We start from the raw sequence: 9,995 nt of genomic DNA, 5'->3' as shown, positions 1-9,995 counted from the left end.
CCTGACACCCGTTCATTCGGCATGCTTCCATCCTCGTTTCCAAGGCCAGAAGTCTCCACCGAACCCAGGGCGATTCAGGGCGACGTTCGTCTCGCACACCCGGCCAGATCTCCGGGCCAGCCGACAACGCCGTTCTGTCAACTGCCACCAACGAAAAACCCTCAGAATTTCATACCGAAGGGATGGGAAACACGTGATCATCTGCGAGGTCTATTACTCCGTCAAGCCAGGCCTCAGAAATGAGCTGTTGGAAATAGTTGAGGCCAACGTACGCGAGACTAGGAAGGAAGAGGGGAACATTTCCTATACCCACTATCCCTCCGTGGAAGACGACACCGGCATGTTCGTCTTCGAAGTGTGGAGACGCGCACAGGACGTCGAAGCTCATATCCGCGCGGAGCACTATCTGGCATTTTCACAGAAGCGCAAGCCCATGTTGCAGGAAGGCACCTACAAGTTCCGCACCTACGAGGCGGCCATTGTGGGCGAGGGCGATGGTATCCCAACCTGGTAACGCTCCTTACTGAAGACATGCCGACGGTCAGATCTCCCGAAACTCCAAGTAAGAGCGAATATTCGAGAATGTGAGTCAGTTCGACTTGGCCACACCCACCTCGCTGGGCTCTGCAGCGAGACACAGCACGAAGCCGTGGTGCTCCAAAGTTCTCTCGGCGACGTAATCATGGAAGGACAGTTCGCTTTGATCGAGTACAAGGATGTCGCATCATCCCCGACGAGCAAGAGCGGGTTTGAAGCCGCAGAAATTGGCCGGTTCGCTACCTGGGCATCCAAACGAACTAACGCGACACTCGTGGACTACCCCGGTTTGTGGCGGTGGTCAGTGGAGAAACAAGAAGAGTTCTGGGCGAGCATCTGGGATTACTTCGACCTGAAAGCCTCGGTGTCCTACGACAGAATTCTCGGGTCAACCCAGATGCCGGGCGCACAGTGGCTCCCTGGAGCACGCCTGAACTATGTGGACCAGGTACTCCGACATGGCAGTCGCCCCGGCACTGCAGTTGTCTCCGTCGCCGAGGACGGAACCCGCTGCGAGACGTCCTGGCGGGAACTAACCGACGCAATACACGGCTTTGCCGCAACACTGCAGTCTCTCGGCGTAAAACCCGGTGACCGCGTGGTCGGGTATCTGACCAATAGCATCGAACCGATCATCGCGTTTCTCGGTACTGCAGCGATAGGTGCTGTCTGGTCCGGTATTGGACCGGACTACGGTATTGATGCCGCTGCGGCCCGCCTCACTCAACTCGAACCAAGCGTGCTTGTTGCCGTCACCGGTTACCAGTTCAACGGGACCGTCTACGACCGTCGCGCCGAAGTCGCCGCATTGGCTGCAAAACTCGGCCACAACCTGCCAGTAATCATCGCCGAGCGCGCGGGTCTGGTGTTCGACCCCACTACGACCGACGGCCCCTTGATCGCATGGCAAGAGGCAATAGAACCCCGCAAATCCACGGACGCATCGTCCACATTGCAGGTACCGGCGGACCACCCCCTGTGGATACTCTTCTCGTCAGGCACTACCGGAGTCCCCAAAGGTATCGTCCACGGGCACGGCGGAATCCTGCTCGAGCACATGGCATCTCTCGGCCTACAGTATGGCGCCGAACCGGAGTCAGTCTTCTTTTGGTACACCACGACGAATTGGATGATGTGGAATCTCGTGGTTTCAGCCCTGCTGACCGGAGCCACAACGGTGACTTACGAAGGAAGCCCCGGGTTCCCGACCTTGGACCGCCTCTGGCAGATCGCCGGAGACGAGAAGGCCACTATGTTCGGCACCAGCCCTGGTCATCTGCAGTACACCGCTAACGCGCAACTCGCACCAGGCCAGAATCACGACCTCTCCAGACTCCAGCACATCGGAGTCACGGGTTCCCCAGTTGCACCGCACCTCTACGACTGGGTGGCCGAACATGTGGGCCCTGATCTGCCCCTCGTGTCCACGAGCGGAGGAACCGATGTTTGTTCCTCATTCGTCGGCTGGTCGCCCGGAATGCCGATCTATCCTGGCGAGATCGCTACCGCATCGCTGGGTGTCGCTGTCGACGTATACGACGCCGAAGGTAATCCAACCATCGACGAGGTTGGTGAACTTGTGGTTACAAAGCCCATGCCCAGCATGCCGGTCTCGTTCTGGGACGATCCTGACGGAGCGCGCTATCGAGCTGCGTACTTCGACGTCTACCCCGGTATCTGGCGTCATGGTGACTGGATGACCCACACCAGCCGTGGTACTTACATAATTCACGGCCGCTCCGATTCGACACTCAATCGAGGCGGTGTCCGGATTGGCTCCAGCGATCTCTATGCCGTCGTCGAAGCGATGCCGGAGGTGGTCGAAGCGTTGGTCCTCGGCGTCGAGTTGCCGAATGCGACATACTGGATGCCAATGTTTCTCGTCCTCACCGACGACGTCGTTCTCGATGATCCACTCGTAGAGAGGATTCGCCGCAAGCTTCGCGATGAAGCGTCTCCACGTCACATTCCTGACGAGTTCTTTGTCGTACCCGCACTGCCGCACACCCGGACCGGAAAGCGGCTGGAGGTACCACTCAAGCGGATACTGCAAGGCGCAGATCCAGCAGCAGTGGTCAGTCTGGGAGCCGTGGACAAGCCGGAGCTCATCGACTTCTACACCGAAATGGCTCGCACGAGGTCGTGACGTTGATGACACCGGCGGATCAAGTTGCAGGACGAATTTCAGCAGCTGTAGGTCAGCCCACCACCAAGATTGGTGGATCGACAACCTTTCCCGACTAGTATCCGTTTGCGTCGATTCTCGCGGACGAATCGCCGGTGCTAGGAATCTCCTCAGAGGGGAACTCCGACTGACTCATTCACTCCATGACGCAGCCACGCGTTGGCTTCACATCTCTTACGCAACAATAAAGTCCGAGAAGCCGACACGGGCCTCAGTCTGCAAGACCCCGGACTGCGCCATCGCGCAATGTCCGAGGTCTTGCGTCCTCCGTCAGGACTAGAGGACCCCCACTGCGGCATCGCCTGCGGGAATCTGTTCCAGCAGTTGAACTTCCGGAGGAGTCACGAGCGCCGATTTGAGCACGGCACCAATTTCACGCATGACGGACCCCTTGAAATGAGCACCGAGATCTTCCTGAGACGCCCACTTTTCGATCATCACGAATTCGCCCGTCGTACCAGCCTTGCGATGCAACGCATACAACTGACAACCGGACTCTTCGTGCACAGCCGGCGCGGCGCTCTTCAGAGTACTTTCGACCAGATCTACCTGATCCGGTTTTGCGATCATCTTCGCTACCAAGATAACTGGACTGCTCATTCATCTCTCCTATTTTCTTCGATCGAGAGTAAATCTCGTGACGCTGCGGTGATCGAACACTGGCAGGTGGCTCGGCGATGGACCCGACAGGCCACACCCCGTACACACAATAACACTCGTTATAATTTCGGCTCGTAGAGATGGCTCCGCAAAACCCAAGGGCGAGTTACGGTCTATACGCACCCAGCCACTCGACGGATCGCCCATAACGGCAATCCGCAGCGATTCAACGTCCTCGCCGAGTGCGTTCGCGCTCCGGAATTGCGGCCGCGCGACGCGTATCACAATGTTTCAGACTCGATAGGAATCACCTCCAGAAACACCATGAACGACGGCCCATCGAGCCGGGATCACAGCGGCGCCGGTGAGTCTTTCCGAGCCTGCGATCTCGGGAAAGGAAGAATGCACACCACGACAACTCGCTCCACTCCGTCGCGTTCGAGTGCGATGCTTCATCGTTGATGATCACCGTCACAGATGCACTTGGCAATGCTTATCGGCCTGCATCTATTCACGCATCATCTCGACGAAGTCAACGGTAGTCCGTTGCACCCCAATGATATCGATACACTGTGAACAAAGGTCATCATCGGGAATGTCCACTACGGGCGAGGAATCCCCACACAGAATCGAATTGCGGCCGCGCGGAGTTCCGCTTGCGCACCACGGACCAGACCAGTGCCTTCTGCAGCAATAAGACGGTTGCCCCACGCAGCCATGATGCGTTCGCTGAACCAATTTTGGTCGCCCTGGTAGTGAAACACCATCACCGAAGCACGTGGATCTGCGGTGTGGCGTACGTCGTCATCGTTTCGCTGCAATCGTGTCGACTGTCGATGTGTTGCCGACAACAACACACTCGAAGACTTTCTGCGGCAGAGGAATTAACGATGTCGAGGCCGATCCCGCCGCTCCCCCTGATAACGAATGCAAATCACTGAACCATGCTGTCGCCGCCGTGGACACATTGAGTCGAGCCTGCAAAAAGCGTCTGCGGACTCAGCAGTCCGTCAATACTCATATAGGTGTGTCAATATACCCTATGGTATATTTGCGATGATGGTCATCGGGGGGATGATGGTCATCGGGGGAAGTCGGGTGCCGAACAAGTCGATTGCTGCGGGATGCAAGCCAACCCGGAAGGTAAACCGCGACAAACGAACAGCAGTCGATCCAAGCAATGGTGGGCGACGCCGATCCAAATCGAAACAGAGCCACTCGAAGCGCACGGCGAGGTACGCACCGCGGGGCGGTTGCCCGAGAGACGACTGAAACCCATTCACTGACAGTGATATACGGAATTCAGAGGAACGGGAGGGTCCACCAAGGCAAATCGCAGTCCGCCCTGTCATCGAGATGACACACCTAGCCATTTGCAACAGCCCATCCCCTGCGACCGCCTTGGCATTCATGGACGCGTTGGGCGTCCTTTCGTTCGATGGCGCACTCCTTGGATAACGAATTCCCGACGCGTGCGAGCAGACTCGATCCGGTGAGAGAGACGTCTTTCTTGCGGAGATGCCCCTGCGAGGCTACGACATTCGTCACGGAACTCGCCAATTCATGTCGCACGTCACATTACACACTTTCCACATTTGTTGAACAAGTGTAATGTTACGCGGCAAGGAGGTCCCATGCGTACGCTCGACGAACTCATGCCCGCACTCAGCGCAAGGTCGGTTGCACTCAGCTTGATGCTGGGTTCCCGTCCACCGAAACTCACGGCCCGGGATCTGGTTTCACTGGGATCGCTGTTCGGAGTCACGTCGTCGACTATGCGCGTCGCCCTGTCCCGGATGACCGCGGCAGGCGACCTCGTGACTGAGGACGGCGCTTACGTCCTTGCTGACCATCATCTCGAACGGCAGGCATCTACCGACCGTCAGGCAGGAACTCGACGTCGACCATACGACGGCATGTGGCGCATGGCAGTCGTAACCGACCGCGGCCGCAACGCCGAAACCCGTGCGGCGCTGCGTGAATCGCTCACCTGGGCACGGCTTGCAGAACTGCGAGAAGGCGTCTGGCTACGTCCGGACAACCTAGCTGACCTTAACCTGTCCGAATTCACCGAACTCGAGACATTCGAGACGATTCCCGAAGACGACAGGAACCTCAGTCGGCGACTGTGGGATCTCGATGTATGGGCCGCCGAAGCGCGCCTGTTACTCGAGACGCTCACTTCTCCGCGCGAACCCATCGAACATCTCACCGCTGCCGCAGCCTCGGTCCGGCATCTACGAAGCGATCCCGCATTGCCGGACGAATTACTCCCCGAACGATGGCCAGGCAATGAACTCCGTTGGGCCTGTGAAGACTTCCGCACCGAGCTGACCGCTACTCATCTGTCTGTCTGTCGCCAACACACAGACTGACGAGAATAAGTTCGGACACAGATCCCGGGCGCATTCCGAGCGAGAACTGCCGAAAACGCAGTCACAGAACGTGTTCACCGAGATCCGGGGAGCGCGTTATTCGGTGTGCACGCTTCGGCCTGCCAACCTTCTTGTACCCCAAACACCCTCGCGAAAGAGACTCTCGTGGAACCAACTCCCGCCCAAATCCTGGCCGAGCGAGCCAGATTCACACCCGAGGCCGACGCTTATGTTGACTCGAACGGAAGGACATTCACCTTCCGAGAAGCTGACGGCCGCAGTCGTGCGCTTGCCGCCGCACTTGCAACCGTCGGAGTTAAAAAAACACGACCGCGTAATCGTCCTCGCAAAGAACGACGAATTTCTGGCGACATCTTTCTACGCACTCTCCTATCTCGGAGCCGTCGCCGTCATCGCGAACTGGCGCCTGCCGATTCCCGAGCTGGCGTACGTCGTCGAAAACTCGGAACCCGTTGCAATACTTCATGATGCGGAGTTCACGGCGACCGCGGAAGCACTGGCTGAAAAGAGCGTCCGCAATCCGCTCAGGGTCTGCAACGGCGCGATTGAAGCCGGTGACGCTCGCGTCATCGACGCCAGCGAGATCGTGGACCATTTCAACCCACCCGATCTGAGTCCAGCAGGTTCTGCTCACGATCCCGCAGTCATCATGTACACCTCGGGAACAACCGGGCGCCCCAAAGGCGCTGTCCTGACCAACGCGAACTTCTTCTGGTCCGCGCACGCCATGACGAACAGTATTGCGTGGGAGCCGGGCCATCAATTCCTGCTTGTATCGCCGATGTTCCATATCGCCGGGCTGGCACCACTCACAGCAAGCGTTCTCAGGGGAAATACCACGATCTTTCTGCGGGACTTCGATCCGATCCAGGTATGGCGCACGATTGGCGATCGACGCATCACGACGATGATGGCCGTGCCGATGATGCTGCAAGCCCTGCTCCAGGTGGCACGTTCAAGTGAGGTCGATGCGAGCAGCTTGATCAGCATCAGCTGCGGTGGTTCGATGGTTCCTGTCAGCCTCATCCAAGGTTTCGACGACTTGGACGTAACAGTCCAGATCGTCTACGGAATGACCGAATACACCGGCAGCCTGACGTACTGGTTACCGCGGATGGGCTCGAAAGGCTCTGATTCGCAAGGAAAAGCGCTACTTGGCGCCGAACTCAAGATTGTCGATTTGACTGACGGATCGACGGCCGATTCCGGATCTCGAGGCGAGGTCTGGTGCCGCGGGCCACAGCGCTTCGCCGGGTACTGGGGGAACGCGGAAGCTACCGCCGGTGCAATCACCGAGGATGGCTGGTATCGCTCCGGGGACATCGGGTACATCGATGACGATGGCTTCCTGCACCTCGTCGATCGGGTCAAAGACATGCTCATCAGCGGCGGCGAGAATATTTATCCGGCCGAACTCGAGGCAGTGATCGCTCGACACCCTGATGTAGCCGAGGTCGCGGTCGTCGGAGTACCGGACGAGCGCTGGGGAGAGGTTCCAACGGCCCACGTGGTCCGTATGAATGGGTCCGCGTTGACCGAGACAGAGGTCATCGACTGGTGCCGGGAGTATCTTGCGGGGTTCAAGCGCCCTAAGAGCGTCACGTTCATCGACGAACTACCTCGCAACGCAATCGGCAAGATCCAGAAGGCGGCTCTTCGTGGATAAGTTCGAGCTCGGCGATCTACCCGAAGAATCGCGAGCGCTCTTGGATGCTGTCGTTCCTCCACCCAATCGTCCGCCGCTCCTCTACTTGGCGATGGCTCAGAATCCGGCGGTGCTGCGCGCCTACGCCGAGGGACCTATACTCGGCCTGCGCGGACTACTCCATACTGGACAGCTCAGCAACGCCGACCGCGAACTGTGCATTCTGAGAGTCACTGCGCAACAACGAGCCGAGCATGAGTGGGGCGTCCACGTAGCGTATTTCGGCAAAACTTCCGGACTTACCGACAGCCAGAATCGGGCAACGGTCACCGACGAGACTCCGACTCCGGATTGGTCCGACCGACAACGCGCAATCATATCGATCGCAGACGCAATCGCCGGCCTGAGGCCCTTCACCAAAGATGAGAGCACGGTGATCGACCATGTGTTGACAGCCGCTGAACGCGCCGAGTTCGTCGCGATCTCCGCCCTGTATCTCGGCATCTCCGCCCAATGCCGCACCCTCCAGATCCCACCGGAGCCCGGGGCTCCGATCATGCCCGATCCCATCGAACGCTGTAACTGATCACGACACCACTTGCACACTGGTACTCAACCGAAACCGATATTCAGAAGACGAGTTCCGCCCCGCTACCTCCTAGGTACCGGGGCGGAACTCGATCGTGGCGCAGAAACAACACCCCTCCCACGGATTTCAGAACGCTCGCCTTCGACGCTTGACGTGATACACATCTCTCTGCCATATTTGTATGCGATACAAGTCGACTAGGTAATTCCGCCCACCCGAGAAATGGCACCGAGTCGCAGGGACTGAGAAGGCAGCTGGCCTCTCCGTCATTTCCGGAACAAACGCCCAACACGGGAGCGAAACCGGGACTCGCAGCGTCCGACGCACCTTTCCGGGACTCGTATCTGCTGAAAATGCTCCAGCTCAACAGTTTCCGAAAGAAGGACGATCGTGACTCCGGCTCGACAATTGATAGACTCCGCACCCATCAGTCGACTCCAAATCCGCGTACTCATCGTGTGCATGCTGGCAAACATGGCTGAAGGGTATGACCTGCTCTCCATGTCGCTGGCCGTGGTCCCACTCGCCGATATCTGGGGGTTGACAGGTGCCCAGACCGGCATTCTTCTTGCCATGGGTCCGGTTGGCATGATATTCGGCGCGATCGTTTTGGCGCCATTGTCCGACCGTTTCGGCCGCCGCTCCCAACTCATCCTGTCACTCAGCATAATCGCTGTGTTCCTTGGACTTTCGGCGCTCGCAACTGACATGACACAGCTATCGGCATTCAGGCTTCTCGCCGGAGTAGGCATGGGCGGAATGCTGCCCATCCTGACCATCACGGTCGGAGAGTTCGCACCGGTCAGAAGACGCGCTGCCGCAATCGGCATCCTCTCAGTAGGCCTACCCCTTGGCAGCGCGGTAGGAGGCGCAGGCGCCGCCCTACTGATGTCGGACACAGGCTGGCAGCGTGCCTTCGTCCTCGGCGCTGTCCTCACTGCTCTCGTATGCATGCTCGTCATTGCCACTGTCCCGGAGACGCCGGACTACCTCGCAGCGAAGGGTACCGACTCGGCCCGGCGCAGACTCGAGGACATCCTGGCCCGAATGGGGATTGACACACACTCCGCAGCTCTTAGCGCCGAGTTCACGAATACGAATACAGCAGAACAGTTCCCAACTCCTGCGGGCTTCGCGATTCGATCCTGGCAGATGGTCGTCGTAGTCCTCATCTTCCTCCTGGTCGTCTCAACCTACTACTTCAGCAGCATGTGGCTCCCCAAACTTCTGGTCCTGGCCGGGATGTCAACTGACGGCGGGTTCGGAGGCGTTCTACTTCTATCGTTGGGGGCGGCGACTGCGGGACTCGTCGTCGCAGTGCTGTCGAGTCGATTTTCACTGTTCGGCTTGACTGTCACCTTCGCAATACTCTCCGCAATCTTACTTGCGGTGTTCTCGCTCGTGTCGTCGAATCTCATGTACGCACTGGTGGTAGCACCAGTACTCGGCTTATGCCAGTGCGCCACCAACGTCGCGGTCTATGCACTCGTGCCGGCCCTTTTCGGTGCCGAGAATCGCTCGGCTGCAATGGGACTGGGTATCGGAATCAGTCGAATAGGTCCGATCCTGATGCCATTGGGCATCGGAATGCTCATCGACCGCTCCTGGCACCCCGAATCGATCTTCCAACTCATGATCGTTCCCACCCTGCTCTCGGCTGCACTGGTCTACTTCCTATGGCGCAATCAGCGCGCTGAAGAATCGCGACTAACGGCCCCAGTATCGGCTCGGATTCCCGATACGATGGAAGCTTCAGCCTAGTAAGGGTTTTCGAACCATTTGCGTGTGGTCTCTCGCTCTCGGCACCGAGAGTGAGAGACCACACGAACGGACGCAGCTTGAAGGTGATTGTCGATGCACGGTCGTGGTTGCCTGGCCGCGACGCCCAAAAGGTGGAAATTTGAGAGACATTCAAGCGCGGTTCCGGCGCGTCGGCGGTGACGCGCTCTCACCGCTTCCTAGTTGTGCGATTTCCCATCCGGAGAGTTTCGTAAATGCGCTGGCCGCGGCAGGGAGGACTTCTACTGCAAACCAGCAAGTTCG

At 58.4% G+C, this 9,995-nt stretch carries 7 protein-coding genes; 6 read left to right on the top strand and 1 reads right to left on the bottom strand.

Annotated features, from left to right (window positions below; genetic code table 11):
* Nucleotides 1-193 precede the first annotated feature (193 nt).
* Together R4P70_RS28920 and R4P70_RS28915 are read left to right on the top strand one after the other, a co-directional pair.
* The gene (locus R4P70_RS28920; protein WP_180279700.1) at nt 194-514 is read left to right on the top strand and encodes a putative quinol monooxygenase; all 321 of its coding nucleotides are present in this window, start codon (nt 194-196) and stop codon (nt 512-514) included.
* A 168-nt stretch (nt 515-682) separates the two neighbouring features.
* Complete coding sequence (locus R4P70_RS28915; RefSeq protein WP_317833055.1) at nt 683-2,683, top strand: acetoacetate--CoA ligase; 2,001 nt, start codon at nt 683-685, stop codon at nt 2,681-2,683.
* 315 nt (nt 2,684-2,998) lie between these two features.
* Here R4P70_RS28915 and R4P70_RS28910 read toward each other — a convergent pair whose 3' ends face one another.
* The gene (locus tag R4P70_RS28910; RefSeq protein ID WP_099698982.1) at nt 2,999-3,322 is read right to left on the bottom strand and encodes a putative quinol monooxygenase; all 324 of its coding nucleotides are present in this window, start codon (nt 3,320-3,322) and stop codon (nt 2,999-3,001) included.
* A gap of 1,634 nt (nt 3,323-4,956) precedes the next feature.
* Here R4P70_RS28910 and R4P70_RS28905 point away from each other — a divergent pair.
* The 4 genes from R4P70_RS28905 to R4P70_RS28890 all read left to right on the top strand — a co-directional run bounded on the left by R4P70_RS28905 (nt 4,957) and on the right by R4P70_RS28890 (nt 9,713).
* Entirely contained in the window at nt 4,957-5,697 is a 741-nt protein-coding gene (locus R4P70_RS28905; protein ID WP_099698984.1) for a PaaX family transcriptional regulator C-terminal domain-containing protein, read from the top strand.
* A 229-nt stretch (nt 5,698-5,926) separates the two neighbouring features.
* Entirely contained in the window at nt 5,927-7,384 is a 1,458-nt protein-coding gene (locus R4P70_RS28900; RefSeq protein ID WP_317833046.1) for a class I adenylate-forming enzyme family protein, read from the top strand.
* On the top strand, nt 7,377-7,949 hold the full coding sequence (locus R4P70_RS28895; RefSeq protein ID WP_317833044.1) for a hypothetical protein: 573 nt from the start codon (nt 7,377-7,379) through the stop codon (nt 7,947-7,949). Before R4P70_RS28900 ends, R4P70_RS28895 begins: the two co-directional genes overlap by 8 nt.
* A 477-nt stretch (nt 7,950-8,426) precedes the next feature.
* Nucleotides 8,427-9,713, top strand: coding sequence for an MFS transporter (locus R4P70_RS28890; protein WP_180279714.1), 1,287 nt, complete (start codon nt 8,427-8,429; stop codon nt 9,711-9,713).
* Nucleotides 9,714-9,995: the final 282 nt, after the last annotated feature.

It is taken from the genome of Rhodococcus sp. IEGM 1241 (genome assembly GCF_033142365.1).
Classification (GTDB): domain Bacteria; phylum Actinomycetota; class Actinomycetes; order Mycobacteriales; family Mycobacteriaceae; genus Rhodococcus_F; species Rhodococcus_F erythropolis.
This window is presented reverse-complemented; position numbering and strand designations above follow the sequence as displayed.

What these genes read in the sequence shown, in the direction of transcription:
- R4P70_RS28915 (WP_317833055.1), top strand. Translation starts at nt 683, where the DNA reads ATGGAAGGACAGTTCGCTTTGATCGAGTACAAGGATGTCGCATCATCC.
- R4P70_RS28910 (WP_099698982.1), bottom strand. Translation starts at nt 3,322, where the DNA reads ATGAGCAGTCCAGTTATCTTGGTAGCGAAGATGATCGCAAAACCGGAT.
- R4P70_RS28905 (WP_099698984.1), top strand. Translation starts at nt 4,957, where the DNA reads ATGCGTACGCTCGACGAACTCATGCCCGCACTCAGCGCAAGGTCGGTT.
- R4P70_RS28900 (WP_317833046.1), top strand. Translation starts at nt 5,927, where the DNA reads ATGTTGACTCGAACGGAAGGACATTCACCTTCCGAGAAGCTGACGGCC.
- R4P70_RS28890 (WP_180279714.1), top strand. Translation starts at nt 8,427, where the DNA reads ATGGCTGAAGGGTATGACCTGCTCTCCATGTCGCTGGCCGTGGTCCCA.